The sequence below is a fragment of the Streptomyces griseocarneus genome (assembly GCF_014655595.1).
In the GTDB taxonomy this organism is placed as follows: domain Bacteria; phylum Actinomycetota; class Actinomycetes; order Streptomycetales; family Streptomycetaceae; genus Streptomyces; species Streptomyces griseocarneus.
Window position 1 is genome coordinate 75,516 of record NZ_BNBL01000012.1, and the last position, 24,581, is coordinate 100,096.

21 protein-coding genes are annotated in these 24,581 nt (G+C 72.6%); 13 read left to right on the top strand and 8 right to left on the bottom strand.

The genetic code is table 11. The features are described 5' to 3' along the window. Positions 1–23: 23 nt before the first annotated feature. Together IE295_RS26585 and IE295_RS26590 are read left to right on the top strand one after the other, a co-directional pair. Positions 24–1,010, top strand: a complete 987-nt coding sequence (locus IE295_RS26585; protein ID WP_190066321.1) for an ABC transporter ATP-binding protein — start codon at positions 24–26, stop codon at positions 1,008–1,010. Continuing rightward, positions 997–1,905 (top strand): ABC transporter permease, encoded by a 909-nt coding sequence (locus tag IE295_RS26590; RefSeq protein ID WP_190066322.1) that lies wholly within the window; start codon positions 997–999, stop codon positions 1,903–1,905. Before IE295_RS26585 ends, IE295_RS26590 begins: the two co-directional genes overlap by 14 nt. Before the next feature lie 108 nt (positions 1,906–2,013). Here IE295_RS26590 and IE295_RS26595 read toward each other — a convergent pair whose 3' ends face one another. The 8 genes from IE295_RS26595 to IE295_RS26630 form a co-directional block, all read right to left on the bottom strand. After that, positions 2,014–3,387 carry a M28 family metallopeptidase gene (locus tag IE295_RS26595; RefSeq protein WP_190066323.1) on the bottom strand — a complete coding sequence of 458 codons (1,374 nt, stop codon included), beginning with the start codon at positions 3,385–3,387 and terminating at the stop codon, positions 2,014–2,016. A gap of 111 nt (positions 3,388–3,498) precedes the next feature. Beyond that, positions 3,499–4,512, bottom strand: coding sequence for an EamA family transporter RarD (rarD, locus tag IE295_RS26600; RefSeq protein WP_190066420.1), 1,014 nt, complete (start codon positions 4,510–4,512; stop codon positions 3,499–3,501). A gap of 81 nt (positions 4,513–4,593) precedes the next feature. Next, the gene (locus tag IE295_RS26605) at positions 4,594–6,603 is read right to left on the bottom strand and encodes an APC family permease (RefSeq protein WP_190066324.1); all 2,010 of its coding nucleotides are present in this window, start codon (positions 6,601–6,603) and stop codon (positions 4,594–4,596) included. A gap of 96 nt (positions 6,604–6,699) precedes the next feature. Then, positions 6,700–7,770 carry a 2-oxoacid:ferredoxin oxidoreductase subunit beta gene (locus IE295_RS26610; protein ID WP_190066325.1) on the bottom strand — a complete coding sequence of 357 codons (1,071 nt, stop codon included), beginning with the start codon at positions 7,768–7,770 and terminating at the stop codon, positions 6,700–6,702. Beyond that, positions 7,763–9,676 (bottom strand): 2-oxoacid:acceptor oxidoreductase subunit alpha, encoded by a 1,914-nt coding sequence (locus IE295_RS26615; protein WP_190066326.1) that lies wholly within the window; start codon positions 9,674–9,676, stop codon positions 7,763–7,765. Before IE295_RS26615 ends, IE295_RS26610 begins: the two co-directional genes overlap by 8 nt. 173 nt (positions 9,677–9,849) lie before the next feature. Next, positions 9,850–10,509 (bottom strand): response regulator transcription factor, encoded by a 660-nt coding sequence (locus IE295_RS26620; protein ID WP_308013184.1) that lies wholly within the window; start codon positions 10,507–10,509, stop codon positions 9,850–9,852. A gap of 136 nt (positions 10,510–10,645) precedes the next feature. Next, positions 10,646–11,998, bottom strand: a complete 1,353-nt coding sequence (locus IE295_RS26625; protein ID WP_190066328.1) for a sensor histidine kinase — start codon at positions 11,996–11,998, stop codon at positions 10,646–10,648. 152 nt (positions 11,999–12,150) lie between these two features. Continuing rightward, the gene (locus IE295_RS26630) at positions 12,151–13,347 is read right to left on the bottom strand and encodes a sensor histidine kinase (protein ID WP_190066329.1); all 1,197 of its coding nucleotides are present in this window, start codon (positions 13,345–13,347) and stop codon (positions 12,151–12,153) included. A 172-nt stretch (positions 13,348–13,519) separates the two neighbouring features. Here IE295_RS26630 and IE295_RS26635 point away from each other — a divergent pair, with 172 nt between their 5' ends. The 11 genes from IE295_RS26635 to htpX all read left to right on the top strand — a co-directional run bounded on the left by IE295_RS26635 (position 13,520) and on the right by htpX (position 24,576). Beyond that, complete coding sequence (locus tag IE295_RS26635) at positions 13,520–13,936, top strand: NADH-quinone oxidoreductase subunit A (protein WP_190066330.1); 417 nt, start codon at positions 13,520–13,522, stop codon at positions 13,934–13,936. Further along, positions 13,927–14,565, top strand: coding sequence for an NADH-quinone oxidoreductase subunit B (locus tag IE295_RS26640; protein ID WP_190066331.1), 639 nt, complete (start codon positions 13,927–13,929; stop codon positions 14,563–14,565). The genes IE295_RS26635 and IE295_RS26640 overlap by 10 nt, the downstream gene beginning before the upstream one ends. Continuing rightward, complete coding sequence (locus IE295_RS26645) at positions 14,562–15,989, top strand: NADH-quinone oxidoreductase subunit C (RefSeq protein WP_190066332.1); 1,428 nt, start codon at positions 14,562–14,564, stop codon at positions 15,987–15,989. Before IE295_RS26640 ends, IE295_RS26645 begins: the two co-directional genes overlap by 4 nt. Next, complete coding sequence (locus tag IE295_RS26650) at positions 15,986–16,951, top strand: complex I subunit 1/NuoH family protein (protein WP_190066333.1); 966 nt, start codon at positions 15,986–15,988, stop codon at positions 16,949–16,951. The genes IE295_RS26645 and IE295_RS26650 overlap by 4 nt, the downstream gene beginning before the upstream one ends. Then, positions 16,951–17,496, top strand: a complete 546-nt coding sequence (locus IE295_RS26655; protein WP_190066421.1) for a NuoI/complex I 23 kDa subunit family protein — start codon at positions 16,951–16,953, stop codon at positions 17,494–17,496. The genes IE295_RS26650 and IE295_RS26655 overlap by 1 nt, the downstream gene beginning before the upstream one ends. 11 nt (positions 17,497–17,507) lie before the next feature. Continuing rightward, the gene (locus tag IE295_RS26660; protein ID WP_190066422.1) at positions 17,508–18,050 is read left to right on the top strand and encodes an NADH-quinone oxidoreductase subunit J family protein; all 543 of its coding nucleotides are present in this window, start codon (positions 17,508–17,510) and stop codon (positions 18,048–18,050) included. After that, the gene (gene nuoK / locus IE295_RS26665) at positions 18,050–18,415 is read left to right on the top strand and encodes an NADH-quinone oxidoreductase subunit NuoK (RefSeq protein ID WP_190066334.1); all 366 of its coding nucleotides are present in this window, start codon (positions 18,050–18,052) and stop codon (positions 18,413–18,415) included. Before IE295_RS26660 ends, nuoK begins: the two co-directional genes overlap by 1 nt. Further along, positions 18,412–20,403, top strand: a complete 1,992-nt coding sequence (locus IE295_RS26670; RefSeq protein WP_190066335.1) for an NADH-quinone oxidoreductase subunit 5 family protein — start codon at positions 18,412–18,414, stop codon at positions 20,401–20,403. The genes nuoK and IE295_RS26670 overlap by 4 nt, the downstream gene beginning before the upstream one ends. Positions 20,404–20,420: 17 nt before the next feature. Next, entirely contained in the window at positions 20,421–22,001 is a 1,581-nt protein-coding gene (locus IE295_RS26675; RefSeq protein WP_190066423.1) for a complex I subunit 4 family protein, read from the top strand. Then, a complete protein-coding gene (locus IE295_RS26680; protein ID WP_190066336.1) occupies positions 22,001–23,548 on the top strand; it encodes an NADH-quinone oxidoreductase subunit N in 1,548 nt (515 codons plus the stop codon). Before IE295_RS26675 ends, IE295_RS26680 begins: the two co-directional genes overlap by 1 nt. Positions 23,549–23,709: 161 nt before the next feature. Further along, positions 23,710–24,576 (top strand): zinc metalloprotease HtpX, encoded by an 867-nt coding sequence (gene htpX, locus IE295_RS26685; protein WP_190066337.1) that lies wholly within the window; start codon positions 23,710–23,712, stop codon positions 24,574–24,576. Positions 24,577–24,581 lie beyond the last annotated feature (5 nt).

Sequence of the window (24,581 nt, forward strand, 5' to 3'; positions counted from 1 at the left end):
GGCCGCACCCGAAAGGAGACAGCGTGGAGGAGGGCCGGACCGGGCCGAAGCCGTGGCCCGGAGCCGCCGAGGGGGCTCCCGTGGTCGAGACGCGAGGGCTGACCAAGCGGTTCGGCGCCCAGCTCGCCGTCGACGGCCTCGACCTGGTCGTGCCGCGCGGCAGCGTCTTCGGCTTCCTCGGGCCCAACGGGTCCGGCAAGACCACCACCATCCGCATGCTCATGGGGCTCATCGAGCCGACCTCCGGCACCGCCCGGGTGCTGGGCGAGGAGATGCCCCGCGGCACGCGGCGCGTGCTGCCCAGGGTGGGGGCCCTGATCGAGGGCCCCGCCCTCTACGGCTTCCTGTCCGGCCGCGACAACCTCATGCGCTTCGACGCCGCCGACCCCACGGCCGACGCCCGCACCCGCCGGGCCCGCGTCGGCCACGCCCTGGACCGGGTGGGGCTCACGAGCGCGGCCGGCAAGAAGGCCCGCGCGTACTCCCTCGGCATGAAGCAGCGCCTCGGCCTGGCCGCCGCCCTGCTCCAGCCGCGCGAGCTGCTGGTGCTGGACGAGCCCACCAACGGCCTCGACCCGCAGGGCATGCGCGAGATCCGCACGCTGGTGCGCTCGCTGGCCTCGGAGGGCACCACCGTCTTCCTCTCCTCCCACCTGCTCGACGAGATCGAGCAGGTCTGCACGCACGTCGCCGTCATGGCCCGGGGCCGGCTCCTGACCCAGGGGACGGTCGGCGAGCTGGCCTCCTCCACCCGCGGCAGGCTGGCCGTCACCACCCCCGACACGGCCGAGGCCGTGCGGGTCCTCAAGGAGCACGGAGTGAACGACCTCGCGGTCCTGGACGACCGGGTCACCGGCGAGCTGCCGGCCGGCCCGGCCACCGAGCTCGCGGACCTCAACGCCGCGCTCGTCCGGGCGGACGTGCGCGTACGGGCCTTCGGCACCGAACGCGCCTCGCTGGAGGACGCGTTCGTCGCCCTGACCGGGGAGGGCTTCGATGTCGCGGGCTGAGGCGGCCGACGCGGGCGCGACGGCGGCCCCGGCACCGGCTCCCGCCCCGGCCGCGGCCCGGCGGTGGGGGCTCTCGCTGCTGCTCAGCGAGGTGACCACGACCTTCCGGCGGTGGCGCACGCTCGCGCTGCTGGGGGTCCTCGCGGCCGTCCCCATCCTGATCGGCATCGCCGTGAAGATCGAGACCGGCGGCGACGGCGGCGACGGCGGCCACGGGGGCGGGGGCCCGGCCTTCATCAGCCAGGTCACCAACAACGGTCTCTTCCTGGTCTTCACCTCGCTCGCCGCGACCCTGCCGTTCTTCCTGCCGATGGCGATCGGGGTGATCGCGGGCGACTCCGTCGCCGGCGAGGCGGGCTCGGGCACGCTGCGCTATCTGCTGGTGGCCCCCGCCGGGCGGACCAGGCTGCTGCTCGCCAAGTACGCGACGACGATGGCCTTCTGCTTCGCCGCGACCCTGGTCGTGGCCGTCTCGGCGCTGGCGGTCGGGGCGCTGCTCTTCCCGCTCGGCGAGGTCACGCTGATCAGCGGTACGACCATCGGGTTCGGCGAGGGGCTGCTGCGCGCGCTGGCCATCGCGGCGGTGGTGGCGCTGTCCCTGGTCGGCGTGGCCGCGCTGGGCCTGTTCGTCTCGACGCTCACCACCAGCGGCGTGGCGGCGATGGCCACCACCGTGGGGCTGCTGATCACGGTCCAGATCCTCGACCAGTTCCCGCAGCTCAGCGCGATCCAGCCGTATCTCTTCCCGCACTACTGGCTGAGCTTCGCGGACCTGCTGCGCGACCCGGTCTACTGGGACCAGGTGCTGCGGAATCTCGGCCTGCAGGCGCTGTACGCGGCTGTGTTCGGCTCGGCGGCGTGGGCGCGCTTCACGACGAAGGACATCACCGTCTGAGGCCGGACAAGGGGCCGGACACGAGGCCGGACAAGGGGTGAGCGGGTGCCGGGCCGTGGTGGGGTCGGCCCGGCACCCGCTCCATGGGGGGTTGGAACGTGAGGGGGGTCAGAACGTGAGCTTCCAGCTGCTGATGTGACCGGAGTCCTGCGCGGCCACGTCCTGGACGCGGAGCTTCCAGGTGCCGTTCGCCGTCTCGGCCGAGGCGTTGACGGTGTAGGTCTCGGTGACGTTCGCGGCCGAGTCGTTGGTGCTGGAGTTCTTCAGCCGGTACGCCTTGCCGCTCGGGCCGACCAGGTCGATGACCAGGTCGCCGCGGTAGCTGTGCCGGATGTCGACGGTGGCCTTGAGGCCGGTGGGGGCGTTGCCCTGCACGCCGGCGACGGTGATCGAGGACTCCACGGCCGCGCCCGCGTCGGGGATGGTGACCTGGGACTTGCTCTCGAAGACCTTGCCGGTGGGCGGGGTGGTGGAGCCGCCGCTCAGGGTCCACACGGCGTGGGCGATGGCGTCGCTGTTGTTGTCCAGCGCCGTGTCGTTGATGTTCGCCGTGGTGTCGCAGGAGGAGTGGTAGCAGCGGTCGAAGGGCTGGCCCGCGGTGCCGCCCCACTTCGCCGCCTGGGCGGAGGTCTTGGTGTAGTCGGCGCCGCTGAAGAGGCCGCCGACGCGGACGCCCGCGTTCTTGAACGGCGCGTGGTCGGACCGGCCGTCGCCCTCGGTCTCGATCTCGGTGGAGATGTTCTTGGTGGCGAAGTAGTCCTTGAAGACGCCCTCGAGCTGCGGGTCGTCGTCGTAGACGAAGTAGCCGGGGTTGGGCGAGCCGATCATGTCGAAGTTCAGATAGGCGTCGATCTTCGACCGCTCGGCGGCGGGCAGCTGCCGGACGTAGTTCTGCGAGCCGACCAGGCCCAGCTCCTCGGCTCCCCACCAGGCGAACCGCAGGTGCTTGCCGGGCTTGTAGCCCTCCTTGGCCACGGTCAGGGCGACCTCGAGGATGCCCGCCGAGCCGGAGCCGTTGTCGTTGATCCCGGCGCCGCGCGAGACGGAGCCCAGGTGCGCCCCGGCGAAGATGACGTGGTCGGCGTCGCCGCCGGGCCAGTCGGCGATGAGGTTGTAGCCGGTCGAGCCGTTCGAGGTGAACTGCTGGACGGTGGTGGTGAATCCGGCGGCGTCCAGCTTGCCCTTCACGTAGTCCACGGACGCCTTGTAGCCGCTGCGGCCGTGGGCGCGGTTGCCGCCGTTGGCGGTGGCTATGGACTGCAGCTGGTTCAGGTGGGCCTTGACGTTGGCCACGGAGATGTCGGGCGCGGCGGCGGCGGTCTTCCCGGCGGTCGCGGTCGTGGCGGCGGCGGTGGTGGGAACCGCGTTGGCCTGGACCGAGGAGACGCCGAGCAGGGCGGCGGTCACGGCGGCGCCGGTGGCGAGGAGGGCCGTGGCGCGTCGTGATCTTCGGGGCAGGGTGGGTCCGTTGAGTTCAAGCATGGGGGGCTCCCAACTCCATTTGACGTGGCCATGATGTTGAGGGCCCCCTGACGCTCCGTCAAGGGCGGTTTCCGGACACCGATCACCGGTTTCCGGATATCGGGCAGGCGTTCACCCGCCCTGAACTGTGGTTTCTGTGGCCTGGGGGGCAATTGTGTTTTCTGTGTTACCAGTTGCTGCGAGCCGCCGGGCGGCCTCCAGCTCCACCCGAGCGTGACGGGCCGTGCGCAGCGCGTCCCAGGTGAGCATCGCCAGCGCCAGCCACACGAGTGCGAAGCCCGCCCAGCGCTCGGCCGGCATCTCCTCGTTGAAGACCAGCAGTCCGAGGGCGAACTGGAAGACGGGCGCGAGGTACTGCAGCATCCCCAGCACCGACAGCGGAAGCCGCACGGCGGCCGCGCCGAAGGAGATCAGCGGCACCGCGGTGATCACGCCGGTGCCCAGCAGGAGCAGGGCGTGGCCGCTGCCCTCGGAGGCGAAGGTGGAGTGCCCGCGCGCGCCCAGGAAGATCAGGACGGCGAGCGCCGGGAAGAATTGCACGGCCGTCTCGACGGCCATCGACTCCAGCCCGCCGAGGCCGACCTTCTTCTTCACCAGGCTGTACGTGCTGAAGGTGGCCGCGATCGCGAGTGCGATCCACGGCGGCTTGCCGTAGCCGGCGGCCAGCACCACGACGGCGGCCAGGCCGACGCCCACCGCCGCCCACTGCGCCGCCCGCAGTCGCTCGCGCATGACGAGGACGCCGAGGGCGATGGTGGCGAGGGGGTTGATGAAGTAGCCCAGGGACGTCTCCACGACGTGCCCGGAATTGACGGCCCAGATGTACACCCACCAGTTCGCCGAGATGACGACCGCGCCGATCGCGGCCATGCCGAGTCGCTTGGGCTGCCGCAGCAGCGGGCGTATCCACTGCCAGCGCCGGGTGACGACCAGGGCGGCGGCGACCGTGACGAGTGACCACACCATGCGGTGGGCGAGGATCTCGATCGAGCCGGCCGGCTCCAGCAGCGGCCAGTAGAGGGGGAAGAGACCCCAGATGCCGTAGGCGGCGACGCCGTACAGCAGGCCTGCACGGCTTTCGCTGGGCGAACTGGATGAACTGGGTGACGGTGGTGTGGGCGGCATCGGTTTTCCCTCCCGGGGCTCGTCGGCGGCGACCTTGCGACGGTAGACCCCGGTGCCGCGGGCTGTCATGCCCGTATCGCATTACGGTCGTGGCGTGCCCTCGCCGGAGCGGGCGCGCTGCCGCTCGATCGCCCGGGTGACGTCGAACGGCAGGATCGTCACGGCCACGTTCGGCAGCTGCTCCAGCACCCTGGCCATCTCCTCCGCCGTGCCGCGGTGCAGCAGCCGCCCCCAGGACGTGGAGTACGTGCGGCGCGGGATCAGCAGGGTCAGGGCCGTCGTACCGTCCGCCGTGGTGCGGGCGGCGTGCGCGGCCACGGCGTGGCGCAGGCGGCGGTCGGGGCAGTCGACGAGCTCCAGCGGCACGGTGGTGCCGGAGGAGCGGTCCCAGCGCTCGGCCAGGTGCCGGGCCCGGGGCTCGTCGATGACGAAGTGCAGGGCCCGCACCTCGTCCGGCCGCAGTTCGTGGGCGTAGCGCAGGGCCTTGATCGCGGCCAGGTCGAGGGTGTCGACGAGGACGTGGACCACGTGCCGCCGCCAGTGGGGGCGGTCGGTGGTGAAGGAGGGCACGGTCTCCAGGGCGGCGGCCTCCTGGCGGTACTGCCGGTTGATGCGGATCAGCGCCCACACCCCCACGGGGAAGACCACCACGACCAGCCACGCGCCCTCGGTGAACTTCGTGACGGCGAAGATCACGACGACCAGTGCGGAGACCACCGCGGCGGCCACGTTGACCGCGATCTTCCAGTGGCTCTCCCGGCGCCGCCAGTAGTGGGCCGTCATCCCGGCGGCGGCCATGGTGAAGCCGGTGAAGACGCCGATGGCGTACAGCGCGACGAGCTTGTCGACGTTGGCGCCGGTCACCAGCAGCAGCGCCAGCGAGATCACCGTCAGGCAGATGATGCCGTTGGAGAAGGCCAGCCGGTGCCCGCGCCGCGTCAGCTGGCGGGGCAGGAAGCGGTCCTCGGCGACGAAGCTGGCGAGGAAGGGGAAGCCGGTGAAGGGCGTGTTGGCGCCCGTGTAGAGGATGAGGGCCGTGGCGAGCTGGACGTAGACCAGCCCCGCCGTGCCCGCCCAGCCGTCACCGAAGACGAGGTGGGCCTCCTGGGCGAGGACGGTGGGGTTGCCGTCCTGGTAGGGGATGGCGTGGGTGAAGTGGGCGAGGGTGGAGACGCCCAGCACCATCACGCCCAGGACGCAGCTCATGACGGTCAGGGTGCGCCGGGCGTTGACGCCCTGGGGGCGGCGGAAGGCGGAGACGCCGTTGGAGATCGCCTCGAGGCCGGTCAGCGACGAGCCGCCGTTGGCGAAGGCGCGCAGCACCATGAACACCGAGGCCCCGTACAGCCAGCCGTGCCCGGCTTCACCCAGCGGAACGGCTCCCGCCGCGTGGACGTCCGCGTGCGGCAGGCCGCCGTCCAGGGCCCGGACCAGCCCCACGACGAGCATCAGCGCCACCGCGAGCATGAAGAGGTACGCGGGCGTCGCGAAGGCCCGTCCCGCCTCCCGGATCCCGCGCAGATTCCCGTACATCAGGATCACCACCACTCCCGCCGTGATGGGGAGCTTGAGGTGGTCGATGCCGGTGTAGCCCTTGCCGGTGAGGTGGGCGAGGGAGATGAGGGCGTCGGTGCCGGCGGCGGTCTGCACGGCGACGGTGACGATGTAGTCGACGAGCAGGGCGACGGCGGCGATCTGCGCCACGCGCGGTCCGAAGTTCTCGCGGGCGACGACGTAGGAGCCGCCGGCCCGGGTGTAGACGGAGACGACGTCGCGGTAGGAGAGGGTCAGCAGCAGCAGGACGAACAGGATCGCGCCGGTCACCGGCATCAGCAGGGTGAAGGCGGCCGCCCCGGCGACGGGGACCAGGATGCGCAGCATCTCCTCGGTGCCGTAGGCGGTGGAGGAGATGCAGTCGGAGGCGAGGACGCCGAGCGCCATCGGGTTGGAGAGCTTCTCGGCCGCCAGCTGCTCGGTGACCAGCGGCGGCCCGAGGACCAGGCGCTTGACGCGGTATGCGAGCCGGTCGCGCACCACCGGCGCCGGGGGCGTCGTGGCGGCACGCGGATCGGCGGCATCGGGATCGGCCATACCCATATGAGAGCGCCTTCCCCGGAGAAGGCCCGTCAGACGCCCCGGCCGGGCACCCGTTTCGGGTGCCCGGCCGGGGACGGGTGGGCGTACGGGCTAGCCGACGACCGTCCAGGTGTCATTGCCGGCCAGGAGCGCGGCCAGGTCGCCCTTGCCCTTCTCCTCGATGGCGGCCTCGAGCTGGTCGGACATCAGGGTGTCGTAGACCGGGCGGTCTACGCTGCGCAGGACGCCGATGGGCGTGTGGTGCAGCGTGTCGGGGTCGGCCAGGCGCGAGAGGGCGAAGGCGGTGGTGGGGGAGGCGGCGTGCGCGTCGTGCACCAGCACGTCGGACTCGTTCTCCGGGGTGACCGTGACGACCTTCAGGTCGCCGGTGGCCCGGTCCCGGACGACGCCCTTCTCGTTCTCCGCGCCGAAGCGGATCGGCAGGCCGTGCTCGAGGCGGATGACCGCCTCCTGGGCCCGCTGCTTGTCCTTGAGGGCGTCGAAGGCGCCGTCGTTGAAGATGTTGCAGTTCTGGTAGATCTCCACCAGCGCGGTGCCGGGGTGGGCGGCGGCCTGGCGCAGCACCTCGGTCAGGTGCTTGCGGTCGGAGTCGACCGTGCGGGCCACGAAGGAGGCCTCCGCGCCGATCGCCAGGGAGACGGGGTTGAAGGGCGCGTCCAGCGAGCCCATCGGCGTCGACTTGGTGATCTTGCCGACCTCGGAGGTGGGCGAGTACTGGCCCTTGGTCAGGCCGTAGATCCGGTTGTTGAACAGCAGGATCTTCAGGTTGACGTTGCGGCGCAGCGCGTGGATGAGGTGGTTGCCGCCGATGGACAGCGCGTCGCCGTCGCCGGTGACGACCCACACCGACAGGTCGCGGCGCGAGGAGGCGAGGCCGGTGGCGATGGCGGGGGCGCGGCCGTGGATGGAGTGCATCCCGTAGGTGTTCATGTAGTACGGGAAGCGGGAGGAGCAGCCGATGCCGGAGACGAAGACGATGTTCTCCTTCGCCAGGCCCAGCTCGGGCATGAAGCCCTGCACGGCGGCGAGGATCGCGTAGTCGCCGCAGCCCGGGCACCAGCGCACTTCCTGGTCGGACTTGAAGTCCTTCATGGACTGCGCGGCCTCGGCCTTGGGCACCAGCGAGAGCGCCTCGATCGTCGACCCTGTCGTCTCAGCCATGGTTGATGGCCTCCTTCAGCACGGTGGCGAGCTGCTCGGCCTTGAACGGCATTCCGCTCACCTGGGTGTGGGAGCGGATGTCGGTCAGATATTTCGCTCGCAGCAGGGTGGCGAGCTGACCGAGGTTCATCTCCGGTACGACCACCTTGTCGTAACGCGCCAGCACCTCCCCGAGATTCCCGGGGAAGGGGTTGAGGTGGCGCAGGTGGGCCTGCGCGACGCTGTCGCCCTCGGCGCGCACGCGGCGCACGGCGGCCGTGATGGGGCCGTAGGTCGAGCCCCAGCCGAGCACGAGCGTGCGGGCCTCGCCCGAGGGGTCGTCGACCTCGAGGCGGGGCACGGCGATGCCGTCGACCTTGGCCTGCCGGGTGCGGACCATGAAGTCGTGGTTGGCCGGGTCGTAGGAGATGTTGCCCGTGCCGTCCTGCTTCTCGATGCCGCCGATGCGGTGCTCGAGGCCGGGGGTGCCGGGCACGGCCCAGGGGCGGGCCAGGGTGTGCGGGTCGCGCTTGTACGGCCAGAACACCTCGGTGCCGTCGGCGAGCTCGTGGTTGGGGCCGGAGGCGAACTGGACGCGCAGGTCGGGCAGCTCGTCGGTGTCCGGCACCCGCCAGGGCTCGGAGCCGTTGGCGAGGTAGCCGTCGCTCAGCAGGAAGACCGGGGTCCGGTAGGTGAGCGCGATGCGGGCCGCGTCCAGCGCCGCGTCGAAGCAGTCGGCCGGGGTGCGGGGGGCGACGATCGGCACGGGGGCCTCGCCGTTGCGCCCGTACATCGCCTGCAGCAGGTCGGCCTGCTCGGTCTTGGTGGGCAGGCCGGTGGAGGGGCCGCCGCGCTGGATGTCGACGATCAGCAGCGGCAGTTCGAGGGAGACGGCCAGGCCGATGGTCTCCGACTTCAGGGCGACGCCCGGGCCCGAGGTGGTCGTCACGGCGAGCGCGCCGCCGAAGGCCGCGCCCAGCGCCGCGCCGATGCCGGCGATCTCGTCCTCGGCCTGGAAGGTGCGCACGCCGAAGTTCTTGTGCTTCGACAGCTCGTGGAGGATGTCCGAGGCCGGGGTGATCGGGTACGAGCCGAGGTAGAGCGGCAGGTCCGCCTGGCGGGCGGCGGCGATCAGGCCGTAGGAGAGCGCGAGGTTGCCGGAGATGTTGCGGTAGGTGCCGGGCGGGAAGGCGGAGGTGGCCGGGGCGACCTCGTAGGAGACCGCGAAGTCCTCCGTGGTCTCGCCGAAGTTCCAGCCGGCCCGGAACGCGGCGACGTTGGCCTCCGCGATCTGCGGCTTCTTCGCGAACTTCTTCCGCAGGAACGCCTCGGTGCTCTCGGTCGGCCGGTGGTACATCCACGACAGCAGGCCCAGCGCGAACATGTTCTTGCTGCGCTCGGCCTCCTTGCGGGAGAGGCCGAAGTCCTTGAGCGCCTCGATCGTCAGCGTCGTCAGCGGCACCGGGTGGACGTTGTAGGCGTCCAGCGAGCCGTCCTCCAGCGGGTTGGCGTCGTAGCCGACCTTCGCCATCGGGCGCTTGGTGAACTCGTCGGTGTTGACGATGATCTCCGCGCCGTGCGGCACGTCGGCCAGGTTGGCCTTGAGCGCGGCGGGGTTCATCGCGACCAGCACGTTCGGCGCGTCGCCGGGGGTGAGGATGTCGTGGTCGGCGAAGTGCAGCTGGAAGGACGACACTCCCGGGAGCGTGCCGGCGGGGGCGCGGATCTCGGCCGGGAAGTTCGGCAGGGTGGAGAGGTCGTTGCCGAACGACGCCGTCTCGGAGGTAAACCGGTCTCCCGTGAGCTGCATGCCGTCACCGGAGTCACCCGCGAAGCGGATGATCACCCGGTCCAGCCGGCGCACCTCCTTGGCGGGCGGATCGGCGGGTGCGGCATCCTCGGCCGCGCTGCTGACCTGGCTGGTCACTGCTTCGGACCTCCCTCGTGGCGGCGCCGCGCCTTCGGTGGCGCCCAACGGCGTTCCACGGTCATCGTATGTTCGGACGATCATGTACGGATATGAAGTTTGCCCCGGCCCTCTGATGCCGCACTGACGGCTCCGCGCGACCGCGCGGAGCCCTCACCGCCGACGGTAAATGCTCACGACCGGAGGTAGGTGAGAACGGCGAGCACCCGCCGGTGATCCCCGTCACTCGGCGACAGGCCCAGCTTCAGGAAGATGTTGCTGACGTGCTTCTCCACCGCCCCGTCGCTGACCACCAGCTGCCGGGCGATGGCGGAGTTCGTGCGCCCCTCGGCCATCAGGCCGAGGACCTCCCGCTCGCGCGGGGTGAGCCCGGCCAGCACGTCCTGCTTGCGGCTGCGGCCCAGCAGCTGCGCCACGACCTCCGGGTCCAGCGCCGTGCCGCCCCGGGCGACCCGGACCACCGCGTCCACGAACTCGCGCACCTCGGCGACGCGGTCCTTCAGCAGATACCCCACGCCCCGGCTGCTGCCGGCCAGCAGCTCCGTGGCGTACTGCTCCTCCACGTACTGCGACAGCACCAGCACCCCCAGCTCGGGGTGGTCCCGGCGCAGCCGCACGGCCGCCCGCACGCCCTCGTCGGTGTGGGTCGGGGGCATCCGCACGTCCGCGACCACCACGTCCGGCAGGGTGCCGTCGGCCGCGAGGTCCGTGATGGTCTTGATCAGCGCATCTCCGTCGCCCACCCCCGCCACGACGTCGTGGCCCAGGTCGGTCAGCAGCCGGGTCAGGCCCTCCCGCAGCAGCACCGAGTCCTCGGCGATGACCACCCGCACCCTGTCCTCAACGATCACGATCTTCCGGCCCCCAGGCAGCGACGCTTGAACGAATGTCCCCAGCATCGCAGCATCCGGCCCCGGAGCGGGCGGCTCCGGGGCCGGTCGGCGGGGCGGACGCCCGCCCGCGGGGAGGTCAGGCGCGCCAGGGCAGCTCCGCCGTCACGGTCGTCGGGCCGCCCGCCGGGGAGTCCACCAGCAGCAGCCCGTCCACCGACTCCAGCCGCTCGGCGAGCCCGGCCAGTCCGCTGCCGCCCGACGTCGAGGCGCCGCCCCGCCCGTCGTCCCAGACCTGCAGCATCAGCCGGTCCGCCGAGCGCCACACGTCCACCCGGGCCGTGGCCGCCCGGCTGTGCTTGCTGATGTTCTGCAGGAGCTCGGAGACGGTGAAGTAGGCGATGCCCTCGATGGCCGGCGCCGGGCGCGCGGCCAGGTCCACCTCGGCCGTCACGGGCACCGTGCAGCGCGCGGCCAGCGCGGAGAGGGCCGGGCCGAGGCCGCGGTCGGTGAGGATGGCGGGGTGGATGCCGCGGGCGAGGTCGCGCAGTTCCTGCAGGGCGAGCTTGACCTCGCCGTGGGCCTCGTCGACCATCCGTGCGGCCGCCTCCGGGTCCTCCTCCAGCTTCTCCTTCGCCAGGCCCAGATCCATGGCGAGGGCGACGAGGCGGGCCTGGGCGCCGTCGTGCAGGTCGCGCTCGATGCGGCGCAGGTCGGCGGCGGCGGTGTCGACCACCACGCCCCGGTCCTCCTCCAGCTCCCACACCCGCTCCGCCAGCCGCGACGGCCCCAGCAGCCCCGACACCATCAGCCGGTCCACCTGCGCCAGACCCCGGATGACCCAGGGCGTGCCCAGGACCAGCACCAGGCCGATGCCGCAGGTCGCACCGACCTCGAAGGGGCTGTCGAGGTAGAAGGCGTAGCCGTCGGAGTCGCCGTAGAGCTGCATGCCCGGCTGGCCGAGGTAGGTGGGCTGCGTCCACTGCCACACCGGGTACAGGAAGAGGCCCCAGGCGACCGTCATCAGCACCAGCGACGTCACGAACGTGAAGATCGCCCACGGGAAGTGCAGCACCATGTACAGCAGGTGCCGCCAGGACGTCCCGCTCTTGAGCAGCGCCCCCACCCACGCCATCAGGCCGCCCCGCGGCCTGCCCTTGGCGTTCACGCGCCGGGGCCGTACGGGCTCGGGCTCGGCGACGTCCAGCCGCAGCAGCCCCCGCGCCCGCATCCGCTCCAGCGCGCCCAGCCCGCGCGCCCCCGCGAGCGTGGCCGCCAGCACCGGCACCCCCAGGAAGGTGACCAGCAGGCCGATGCCCAGCGCGGTCATCGTGACGGCGTACGAGAACAGGACGACCGCGACCGGCAGCCCGGTCAGGAAGTAGAGGAACTCCCGCCAGGTGCGGCCCTCCAGCGGCGCGCGCAGCACGGCGGGCACGCGGGGTGAGCCTGCCGCCGCCCGCCGCCGGTCGGATCCGTAGTCGATGGCCATCCTCGCCGTCCTCGCCCTCGTCGTCCGCGGTGCCGGTCCCCGCCCTTCGCGGGGCTCCCGGCCTTCCCCAAGGCTCCCGCCCGAGGGGGGCGCGCGGCCATGCGGCGGGTCGGTGTCCTGGGGGTGGGGCTGTCCCCACCCCGGGGCGGGCGTCAGCCGCCGGTGCGGTCCCGCCATGGCAGCTCGGCCGTGACCACCGTGGGGCCGCCGGCGGGGGAGTCCACCACGAAGCGCCCGTCGACCGAGCCCAGCCGCTCGGCGAGCCCGGCCAGTCCGCTGCCGCCCGACGTCGAGGCGCCGCCGCGCCCGTCATCGCGCACCTGGATCAGCAGCCGGTCCCGCTTCCGCCACACCTCGACGCCCGCCGTGGCCGCCCGGCTGTGCTTGCTGATGTTCTGCAGGAGCTCGGAGACGGTGAAGTAGGCGATGCCCTCGATCGCGGGCGCCGGACGGGCCGGCAGGTCCACCGCCACCTGCACCGGGACCGTGCAGCGCGTCGCCACCGACGACAGCGCCGGGCCGAGGCCGCGGTCGGTGAGGATGGCGGGGTGGATGCCGCGGGCGAGGTCGCGCAGTTCCTGCAGGGCGAGCTTGACCTCGCCGTGGGCCTCGTCGACCATCCGCGCCGCCGCCTCCGGGTCCTCCAGCAGCTTCTCCTTCGCCAGACCGAGGCCCATGGCGAGGGCGACGAGGCGGGCCTGGGCGCCGTCGTGCAGGTCGCGCTCGATGCGGCGCAGGTCGGCGGCGGCGGTGTCCACCACCACGCCCCGGTCCTCCTCCAGCTCGGCCACCCGCCGCTCCAGCTCGCTGGAGGGGCACAGCAGCCCGCGCACCATCGCCCGGTCCGCGAGCGTCATGGCGCGCGCCAGGTGCCCCAGCACCGGCCAGGCGACGAACAGGGCGACCAGGGTGACGGTGAACGTGAGAACGCCCCATGGCAATCGCATGAACGCGTACAGCGTGCTGCGCCAGCCCACCGGGTCCTTCAGCGTCGCCCACAGCCAGCCGAAGAACCCCCGGTCCTTCCGGCCGCGCGCCAGCGGGCTGGGCTCGTCGATCCGCACGCCCAGCAGGCGGCGGGCCCGCCCCCGCTCCACCCGCCCCAGCACCCGGGATCCCATCAGGCCCAGCGCCAGCAGCGGCAGGCCCACGACGGTGACGGACAGCGCCACGCCCGCGTAGAGCCAGAGGGAGACGTAGAGGAAGCCGAGGATGCCCTCGGGCAGGTTGAGGAGGAGGTGTGCCACCTCCTTCCAGGTCTGCGCCCCGAAGGCGAAGCGGGCGGGTGGCAGGTGGTCCTCGACGGAATCGGAATCAGCGGTTTCGCTTCCGGCGCTGCTGGCGTTCATACGGCAAGCCTGCCCGGCCCGTACGGGCCGTCGCCATGGGGGCCATGGGTGGGGACGGGTGGGGATAACCCCACCCCTGGCCGGACAGCGCGGCTCACCCCGGCCCTGGCAGGGCCTAGACTCGCGTGCGTACAGATCGTCGAACAAACAGGACAGGGAACGAGGGGCGGACGTGCCGGAGGCAACCGTGCGCACCAGTAGCGCCGATGTCCAGCTCGCGTCGGAGTACTTCCACGCCTATTCCGTGGTCGGTCTCCTCGCGGTGATCGGAGTGCTCTTCGTCGCCGTGGCCTTCGGGGCCGGACGGCTCCTGCGGCCGGTGGCGCCGACGCCGGAGAAACTGCTCACGTACGAGTGCGGGGTGGACCCCGTCGGCGAGGGCTGGGCGCACACCCAGGTGCGCTACTACGTCTACGCCTTCCTGTACGTGATCTTCGCGGTGGACTCGATCTTCCTGTTCCCCTGGGCGACGGTGTTCGCCGCGCCGGGCTTCGGCGGAGCGACGCTGGTGGAGATGTTCATCTTCCTCGGCTTCCTCGCCGTGGGCCTGTTGTACGCATGGAAGAAGGGCGTCCTCGAATGGACGTGACACCGCCAGTGACTCCGCCCGTGGACCTCCCGGAGCCGCGCCGCCTCGGGCCGCTGGCCCGCCTCGCGCCCGAGCCCATGAAGGTCGTCCTGAACTGGGGCCGGCGCTACAGCCTGTGGGTCTTCAACTTCGGGCTGGCCTGCTGCGCGATCGAGTTCATCGCGGCCTCCATGGCCCGGCACGACTTCATCCGCCTCGGCGTCATCCCCTTCGCGCCGGGCCCGCGCCAGGCCGACCTCATGATCGTCTCCGGCACGGTGACCGACAAGATGGCCCCGGCCGTCAAGCGGCTCTACGAGCAGATGCCCGAGCCGAAGTACGTCATCTCCTTCGGCGCCTGCTCGAACTGCGGCGGCCCCTACTGGGACTCGTACTCCGTCACCAAGGGCGTCGACCAGATCATCCCCGTGGACGTCTACGTCCCCGGCTGCCCGCCGCGCCCCGAGGCGCTGCTGCAGGGGATCATCAAGCTGCAGGAGAAGATCGCCCAGGAGTCGCTGGGCGAGCGGTACGCCGCCGCCGGTTCCGCCGCGGGCGGTGCGGCCACGGCGGGTCAGCTCCGCAGCGGCCTGGTCACCCCGCCTCCGGCGCCGGGCGCGGCCGCCGACTCCGAGGAGACGGACCGATGACCGAGCCGACGCTGCCCCCCGCCGCGGACGAGGAGCCGACCGCCCCCGAACCGGCCGTCGGATGGCTGCCGGGCGGCGCCACGGAGCTGTTCGGCGAGGGCGCGAGCGCCGAGGAGGCGTACGGCCTGCTCACCGTCGACGTCCCCGCCGACGCCTGGATCACCGCGCTCGAGACCGCCCGGGACCGGCTCGGCTGCACCTTCTTCGACTGGCTCAGCGCCGTCGACGAGCCCGGCACGGGCTTCCGCGTGTGCGCGCACGTGGCCGCGCTGCCGGGCGCGGGCGAGGGCCCGCGCGGCACCCGCCGGCTGCTCCTGCGCACGACCGTGCCGCACGACGCCCCCGCGCTGCCGACCGCCGTCGGCGTCTACGCCGGCGCGGCCTGGCACGAGCGGGAGACGCACGAGATGTTCGGCGTCGGCTTCACCGGCCACCCCCACCTGGTGCCGCTGCTCCTGCCGGAGAACTTCGAGGGCCACCCCCTCCGCAAGGACTTCGTCCTCGCCGCCCGCGTGGTCAAGGCCTGGCCGGGCGCCAAGGAACCGGGCGAGTCGGCGGAAGGCGGCCCCAAGCGCCGCCAGATGCTCCCGCCAGGCGTCCCCGACCCCAACGAATGGGGCCCCCTCAAGGGCCAGCTCCCCCCAGCCCCCGCCCGCCCCACCCGCACCCCCCGCGCGGCCGCGGGCGCGGGCGCGGGCGCTGGTGCGGGTGCCGAGCGCCCGGTGCGCCGCGCCCGGAGTGTGGCCGAGGGTTCGGCGAGCCAGGCGGAGGGCGCCGCGCCGGTGCCGCGTCGTACGCGCAGTGCGACGGAGGGCTCGGCCAGTCAGGCGGAAGGCGCTGCCGAGCCGGCACCCCGCCGCACCCGTAGCGCGGCGGACGGCTCGGCGAGCCAGGCCGGCGAGGCCGCGCCCCGTCGTACGCGCAGTGCGGCGGACGGTTCGGCCAGTCAGGGTCAGGCCGAGGATGCCGCGCCGACGCCGCGTCGTACGCGCAGCGCGGCCGACGGCTCGGCCGGCCAGGCCGAGGGCGCCGCAGAGCCGCAGGCCACGCGCCCGCGCCCGGCACCCCGCTCGTCCGACGCCCCCTGGCACCACGCCCGCCCGGCCTTCGAGGAACCCCAGGCGAAACCGGCCCCCGAGACCCCCGCCTCACCCGAGGCCGAGTCCGAGCCGGCTCCCTCCCGCCGCGACGGCGACGAGCCCACACGCTCCGGCCCGGCGGCGCCGAGCCGCCCGGAACCGCAGCCGGCCCCGGCCCCCGAGGCCTCCGGCGCAGCCGAACCCGCAGCCGAGCCGGCACCCGCCGCAGCCGAGCCGGCACCCGGCGCAGCCGAACCCCGCAAACCCGGCGAAACCGGAAACGGCGCAGCCGGAAACGGCGAGCCCGAGAACGACACGAACCCCGCCGGAGGCGACCCCGCATGAGCGACATTCTGGACGTCGTCCTGCGCCTCGCCGCCGTCTTCGCCGTCTTCCTCGTGCTGCCGCTCGCCATCGGGCAGACCGAGCACAAGGTGATGGCCCACATGCAGGGCCGCCTCGGCCCGATGTACGCAGGCGGTTTCCACGGCTGGGCCCAGCTCGTCGCGGACGGCGTGAAGTTCGCGCAGAAGGAAGACGTCGTGCCCGCGGGCGCGGACCGCAGGATCTTCCAGCTGGCGCCGGCCGTGGCGCTGCTGCCGTACCTGCTGGTGCTCGTGGCCATCCCGATAGGGCCCGGCAACGCCGTCGGTCAGTTCATCGACGCGGGCATCTTCTTCGTCCTCGCGGTCATGGGCGTCGGAGTGCTCGGCTCGCTGATGGCCGGCTGGGCGTCGGCGAACAAGTTCTCCCTGCTCGGCGGCCTGCGGACCGCCGCCCAGCTGATGGCGTACGAGCTGCCGATGCTGCTCGCGGCCGCCTCGGTCGCGATGGCGGCCGGCACGGTCTCGCTGCCCGGCATCGTCGACGCCTTCCACTGGTGGTGGGTGCCGTGGCAGATCGTCGGCGCGCTCGTCTTCTTCACGGCCGGCCTGGCCGAGCTGCAGCGGCCGCCGTTCGACATGCCGGTCGCCGACTCCGAGATCATCTTCGGCGCGTACACCGAGTACACGGGCCTGCGCTTCGCGATGTTCCTGCTCTCCGAGTACGCGGGCATCGTCGTGCTGTGCGGTCTGACGACCGTGCTCTTCCTCGGCGGCTGGCACGGCCCCTTCGGGGCCGACGGCCTCGGCTGGCTGTGGACGCTGCTCAAGACGGCGGTGCTGGCCTTCGTCGTGATCTGGCTGCGCGTGACCTATCCGCGGCTGCGCGAGGACCAGCTGCAGAAGCTGGCCTGGACCGTCCTCATCCCCCTCGCCCTCGCGCAGATCGCGCTGACCGGCGTCGTCAAGGTGGTGACCCAGTAATCATGGCCATCCCCGGCTCCGGCCTGGCCAAGGGCCTGGCCGTCACCCTCCGCACGATGACCCGCCGCTCGGTCACCGCGCAGTACCCCGACGTCCAGCCCGAGCTGCCGCCCCGCACGCGCGGCGTCATCGGGCTGTTCGAGGAGAACTGCACGGTGTGCATGCTGTGCGCGCGCGAGTGCCCGGACTGGTGCATCTACATCGACTCCCACAAGGAGACGGTGCCGGCCGCCACCCCCGGCGGCCGCGAGCGCAGCCGCAACGTCCTCGACCGCTTCGCGATCGACTTCGCCCTGTGCATGTACTGCGGCATCTGCATCGAGGTGTGCCCCTTCGACGCGCTGTTCTGGTCGCCGGAGTTCGAGTACGCCGAGACCGACATCCACGAGCTGACCCACGAGCGGGACAAGCTCCGCGAGTGGATGTGGACCGTGCCCGAGCCGCCCGCGCTCGACCCGGCGGCCGAGGAGCCCAAGGAGATCGCCGCGGCCCGCAAGGCGGCCGAGAAACTGGCAGCACAGCAGCAACAGGAGGGAGAGGCGTGACCGGCTCCGCCATGCTCGCCGCCCAGGCGAACGGCTTCCTCTCCCCGTCCGGTGTCGAGATCGCCTTCCTCCTGGTCGGCATCGCCACCCTCGGAGCGGCCGTCGTCACCGTCACCACCAAGCAGCTGGTGCACGCCGCGCTCTGGCTGGTGCTGGCGCTCGGCGGGCTCGCCGTGGAGTACCTGCTGCTGACGGCGGAGTTCATCGCCTGGGTGCAGGTGCTGATCTACGTCGGCTCCGTCGTGGTCCTCCTCCTCTTCGGGCTCATGCTCACCAAGGCCCCCATCGGCCGCTCCCCGGACGCCGACTCGGCCAACCGGTGGCCCGCCATCGGCGTGGCCGTCGCGGCCGCCGCCGCGCTCGTCTGGGTGGTCGTGGACGCCTTCCGCACGACCTGGATCGACCTGCGCGGCGCACCGCAGGGCTCCACCAAGGTCTCCGGAGAGATCCTCTTCCGGCACTGGGTGCTGCCGTTCGAGGCGCTGTCCGTGCTGCTGCTCGCCGCGCTCGTCGGCGCGATCGTCCTCTCCCGCCGGAAGAAGGAGGAGCGCTGATGCATCTCGTCTACCCCGCCGTCCTCGCCGCCCTCCTGTTCTGCGTGGGCCTGTACGGCGTGCTCGCCCGGCGCAACGCGATCCTCGTCCTGATGTCCGTCGAGCTGATGCTCAACGCCGTCAACCTCAACCTCGTCGCCTTCGACGTGTGGCTGCGCGACACGCTCCACGCCGGCCAGGCGCTCACCCTCTTCACCATCGCCATCGCCGCCGCCGAGATCGGCATCGGCCTGGCGATCGTCCTGCAGGTGTACCGCAACCGCGGCACCGCCGACGTCGACCGGCTCCGCGACCTCGACGAGGACGCCCACCGACCCGACCCCGAACGCGCAGACCGCGAGGAGAAGGCCGAGGCCGCCGCGTGAGCACCACGACCACCGCCGTCCTCGTCCCCCTGCTGCCCTTCCTCGGCGCCGCCGCCGGCCTGCTGCTCGGCCGCCGCGTGCCCGGAGCCGTACGGCCCCTGGCCGTGCTGCCGACGCTGGCCGCCGCCGTGCTCGCGGTCGTCGTCGCCTGGCAGCAGGGCGGCGGCAAGACCCTGGACGCCGCCACCCGGCTCACCCCCACCGGGTCCGTGCCCATCGACCTCGCCCTGCACCTGGACGGCTTCGCCGTGCTGGTCGCCGTGCTCGTCGGGATCGTGGCGACCTGCGTCCAGCTCTACTCGACCGCCTACCTGCGCGACGACCCCCGCTACCCCTCCTACGCGGCCCTCGTCTCCCTCTTCACCTCCGCGATGCTGCTCGTCGTCTACTCCGGCGACCTGATGGTGCTGCTGGTCGGCTGGGAGGTCATGGGCATCTGCTCGTACTTCCTCGTCGGCCACTACTGGGAGACCCGGGCCGCCCGGTCCGCCTCCCTCAAGGCCTTCCTGGTCACCAAGCTGGGCGACGTCCCCTTCCTGATCGGCGTCTTCGCGCTGGCCGCCGACGCCGGAACCTTCCGGATCAACGGCATCCTCACCACCGCCGTCTCGGGCGGCATCGAGCACCCCACCCTCGTGGCGCTGCTGCTGCTGGCCGGCGTCGCGGGCAAGTCGGCGCAGTTCCCCCTGCACACCTGGCTGCCCGACGCGATGGCCGGCCCCACCCCGGTGTCCGCGCTGATCCACGCCGCGACGATGGTCGCGGCCGGCGTCTACCTCATCGCCCGGCTCCTCCCCGTCTTCGCCGCCTCCGCGGCGGCCCTGGTCGTGATGGCCGTGATGGCCGCGATCACGATGGCCGGCTCGGCCGTCGCCGCCCTCGCCCAGGACGACATCAAGCGCGTCCTGGCCTACTCGACCGTCGGCCAGCTCGGCTACATGACCGGCGCCCTCGCCGTCGGCAACCGCAGCGCGGCCGTCTTCCACCTCATCTCGCACGGCGCGTTCAAGGCCCTCCTCTTCCTCGGCGCGGGCGTGATCATCCACGCGGCGGGCACGAACTCGCTGGCCGCGATGTCACGCATGACCGGCCTCGCCAAGCGTGTCCCCGACGCCTACTGGACGATGACCGCCGGCCTCCTCGCCCTCGCCGCGATCCCGCCCTTCAGCGGCTTCTTCTCCAAGGAAGCGGTCCTCGGCGCGGCCGAGCACGCGACCACCGGCGACGCCCCCGGCATCCCGGCCGCCGCAGGCTGGACCGTGCTCGTCGCGGGCCTGCTCACCGCCCTGCTGACCGCCGGCTACGCCACCCGCCTGTGGCTGCTGGCGTTCCGCGGCAAGGGCGCCGAGGCTGCCGGGCACGGCCGCGAACCGCTCGCCATGAACGCCGTCCTGTGGGTCCTCTTCCTGCCCACCGCCGCGCTCGGCCTGGCCGCCTGGAAGCTGCCCGACTGGTTCGACGGCGTCGCGCTGACCCCGACGCTCACCACCTCCGTCCTCTCCACCGGCCTCGCCCTCGCCGGCGTGATCGTCACGTACGCGGCCTGGCGCAGGACCGCCGCGTACGCCGCCCGCAGCCCCCTGGGCGCCGTGGCCGCGGACCCCGAGGCCGCCCCGTACATCTCCGAAGAGGAGACCATCGCCACCCACGAGGCCGCCTACGGAGGCATCGCGGGCGCCCCCGACCCGGCCGACCCGGGCAGGCTCCTCCTCGGCTCCCTGCACCGCCACGCGGTCGGCGGCTTCCACCTGGACGCCGTCTACGCCGCGCTCTTCGTGCGGCCCACGCGCGCCGCCGCCCGCCTCGCCCGCTTCCTCGACCGCGAGGTCGTCGAGGCGTACGTGCGCGGCGCGGGCGGCGCCCCCCGCCTGCTCGGCGCGGCCGTCCGCCGCGCCCAGACCGGCAACGTGCAGACCTACCTCAGCGCCCTGCTCGCCGGCTCCGTCGTCCTGGCCGTCGCCGCCGTACTCGTAGCCACCGGAGCCTGACCGTGAGTCATACCGTCATGCAGATCCTCCTCGCTGCGATCGTCGTCGTCCCCCTCGTCGGAGCCGTCGCGGCCCTGCTCCCCGCCCCGCCCGGGCTGAAGGGCGGCAACCCGGACCAGGCCGTGCTCCGTCACGGCGTGACCGTCACCGGCGCCGTCCTCGCGCTGTCCGTGGCCCTGGCCGCCGGCTTCGACCACGACCAGCCGGCGCGCATGCAGGCGACCACCGACATCAGCTGGATCCCGGCGCTCGGCATCCGCATCCACCTCGGCGTCGACGGCATCTCGCTCCCCCTCCTCGTCCTGACGGCGCTGCTGACCTTCCTCTGCGCGCTGTACAGCTACTTCAAGATGCCCACGGGCCCATCCCCCAGGGCATTCGTCGCGCTGCTCCTCGTGCTCGAGTCCGGCACCCTCGCGACCTTCGCCGTCCTCGACCTGATGCTGTTCTTCCTGGCCTTCGAGATGGTGCTCATCCCGATGTACTTCCTCATCGCCCGCTGGGGCGGCGAGGGCAGGGAGCGCGGGGCGTGGCGGTTCATCCTCTACACCCTGCTCGGCTCCGTCGTGATGCTGCTCGGCCTCCTCCTCATCGGCATCAAGGGCGGCACGTTCGACATGGTGGCACTCGCCACTGACAACGGGTCCGGGCTCAGCCACACCACGCAGGTCATCGCGGTTCTGGCCATCGGCATCGGACTGGCCGTCAAGGCCCCGATGTGGCCCCTGCACAGCTGGCTGCCCGACGCCCACACCGCCGCCCCGACCGTCGGCTCGGTGCTGCTGGCGGGCGTGCTGCTGAAGATGGGCACGTACGGCTTCGTCCGGATCGTCCTGCCGATCGCGCCGGAGGGCGCCCACGCCTTCGCGCCCTACCTCGCGGCCTTCGCCGCCGTCGGCATCGTCTACGGCTCGCTGGTCTGCCTCGCCCTGGCCCGCTCCGGCGCGAAGGGCGACCTCAAGCGCCTGATCGCCTACTCCTCCGTCGGCCACATGGGCTTCGTGCTGCTGGGCATCGCCACGCTCACCCCCACCGGGGTCAACGGCGCCCTGTTCGCCAACATCGCCCACGGCCTCATCACCGGCCTGCTGTTCTTCCTCGTCGGCGCCATCAAGGACCGCTACGGGACCAGCGACCTCGACCAGCTCTCCGGCCTCACGGGCGCGGCGCTCTACGGCAGGGCCCCCCGCCTGGGCGGCCTGCTCGCCTTCGGCGCCGTGGCCTCCCTCGGACTGCCCGGCCTCGCCGGGTTCTGGGGCGAGATGCTCGCGATGTTCGCCTCCTTCCGTCCCGCCGACGGGCTCAGCCGCCCCGCGTTCCTCACCTTCATGGTCCTGGCCGGCCTCGGAACGCTGCTGACGGCCGCGTACCTGCTCGTCGTCGTCCGCCGGGTGTGCATGGGCGGCGACGGGGACGGCGACGGCGTGACGCCCGCCACCGCCCCCGGCCCCGACGGGACGCTCGCCGACGTCCGCACGTACGAGTTCGCCGCCTGGACGCCCCTCGTCGCCCTCACCGTCATCGCCGGACTCTGGCCCGCGGCCCTCCTCGGCCTCACCGACCCGGCCGTTCAGCAGCTCCTCGGAGGTGGCAACTGATGGGCTCCCTGGTCCAGTCCGTCGACTGGCTCGCCATCGCCCCGCCCACGATCACGGCCGTCGTGGCCCTGGGCATCCTGGTCGCCGACCTCTTCCTGCCGGAGGGCAGGAAGCCCCTCCTCGGGTGGATCGCCGTCACCGGCCTGGTCCTCGCCGGGCTCTCGCTCCTGCCGCTGCTGGACGGCGACCGCTCGACGTTCTGCCTCACCGGCACCAAGGCCGGCGCCGGCGCCTGCAGCTACACCGCCGACCACTTCACGCTCGTCATCCAGCTGCTCGTGCTGGGCGGAGCGCTGCTGACGGCCCTGCTGTCCTTCAGCGACATCGCGGATTCCAAACTCCCCGCCGGGGAGTTCTGGTTCCTGCTCCTGTCGTCCGCCGCGGGCGCCGCGCTGCTGCCCGCCTCCCGGGACCTCGCGACCCTCGTCGTGGCCCTCGAGGTGGCCTCGCTGCCCGCCTTCGCGCTCGTCGGCCTGCGCCGCGGCGACAGCCGCTCCTCCGAGGCGGCGCTGAAGTTCTTCCTCTCCTCCGTCACCGCGACCGCGGTCACCCTGCTCGGTGCGAGCTTCGTCTACGCCGCCACCGGCACCCTCCACCTCACCCGCATCGCCGACGGCCTCACCCACGTCGACCCGCGCCTGGCCGTCCTGGCCGAGGCGGGCGTCGCCCTGACGCTCGTCGGCTTCGCCTTCAAGACCGCGGCCGTCCCCTTCCACTTCTGGGTGCCCGACACCTACGCGGGCGCCCCGCTGCCGGTCGCCGCCTACCTGTCGGTCATCGGCAAGGCCGTCGGCTTCACCGGGCTCATCCTGGTGACCGTCGTCGCCTTCCCCTCGTACGCCGACGTGTGGGCCCCGGCCCTCGCCGTGCTCGCCGCGCTCACCATGACCGCCGGCAACGTCGCCGCCCTGCGCCAGCGCCCCGACCGCGAGCGCAGCGCCGTCCGGCTGCTGGCCTGGTCCTCGGTCGGCCAGGCGGGCTACCTGCTGGTCCCGATCGCCGCCGCCGGCTACGCCGACGACGCCTCCCGGGCCATCGGCTCCACCGTCGCGTACGCCCTGATGTACGCCGCCGTGAATCTCGGCGCCTTCGCCGTCGCCGCCCTGGTCGCCCGCACGAGCCCGGCCAACCGGATCACCGACTACCGCGGCCTCTACGCCCGCCGCCCGCTCGCCGCGCTCGCCCTGGGCTTCTTCCTGCTGTGCCTGGCGGGCCTGCCGCCGGGCGTCATCGGCCTCTTCGCGAAGGTCACCGTCTTCTCGGCGGCCATCGACGCGGGCCTGGGCTGGCTGGCGGTCGTCATGGCCGTCAACGTCGTGATCGCGCTCTACTACTACCTGCAGTGGACGGCGGTGCTCTTCCGCGGCGCCGAAGCCGGTGCCGAGGCCGGGACCGGGACCGGGGCCGGGACCGAGGGGCAGGAGCGGGCGCCGCTGCGCACCTCGCGCAGCCTGACCGCGGCCATCGCCCTGGCGGCCGTCGTCGGCGTGGCGCTCTCCGGCGCCCCGCAGCTGGTCCTGCGCTTCGCCTCGCAGGCGCTGCTGTAGGGCGGGCCGCGGGGCGGCCGCGGCTGCAGCGGGAATCACCCGGCCGGACCAGGGCCGGGCGGCGTGCACAAGGGAACTAGCGCTCCTCGCCTGGCGTTGACCAGTTCGAAAGGTTCCACTGGTTCAAGGGTTCCCCTGCCGCACCATTTGGAGGGCGTACCGTGCACCGCCGGCACAACGGGCTCCGGACGGCCGTGCTCCTCGGAGGGCTGTCCGCGCTCATCATCGTCATCGGCAGCATGTTCGGCCGTACGGGCCTGATCGTCGCGGTCCTGGTGGCGCTCGGCACCAATGCCTACGCCTACTGGAACAGCGACAAGCTGGCCCTGCGCGCGATGCGGGCCCGCCCCGTCAGCGAGTTCGAGGCCCCGCAGCTCTATCGCATGGTGCGCGAGCTCTCCACGGCCGCCCGCCAGCCCATGCCCCGGCTCTACATCTCCCCGACCGAGGCCCCCAACGCCTTCGCCACCGGCCGCAACCCCCGCAACGCCGCCGTCTGCTGCACCGACGGCATCCTGCGCCTCCTCGACGAGCGCGAGCTGCGCGGCGTCATCGGCCACGAGCTCAGCCACGTCTACAACCGCGACATCCTCATCTCCTCCGTGGCGGGCGCGCTGGCCTCGGTGGTGATGTTCCTGGTCAACTTCGCCTGGCTGATCCCCATCGGCCGCTCGGACGACGACGAGGGGCCCGGCATCATCGGCATGATCATGATCATGCTGCTCGGCCCCATCGCGGCGTCCCTCATCCAGCTCGCCGTCAGCCGCTCCCGCGAGTACGAGGCCGACGCCTCCGGTGCCCGCCTGACCGGCGACCCCCTGGCCCTCGCCTCCGCCCTGCGCAAGCTCGAGGCGGGCACCCAGCGCCTGCCCCTGCCGCCCGAGCCGCGCCTGGAGACGGCGAGCCACATGATGATCGCGAACCCGTTCCGCGCGGGGGAGGGCATGACCAAGCTCTTCTCCACCCACCCCCCGATGCGCGAGCGCATCACCCGCCTGGAGCAGATGGCCGGCGGCCTGGGCCGCTAGGACGG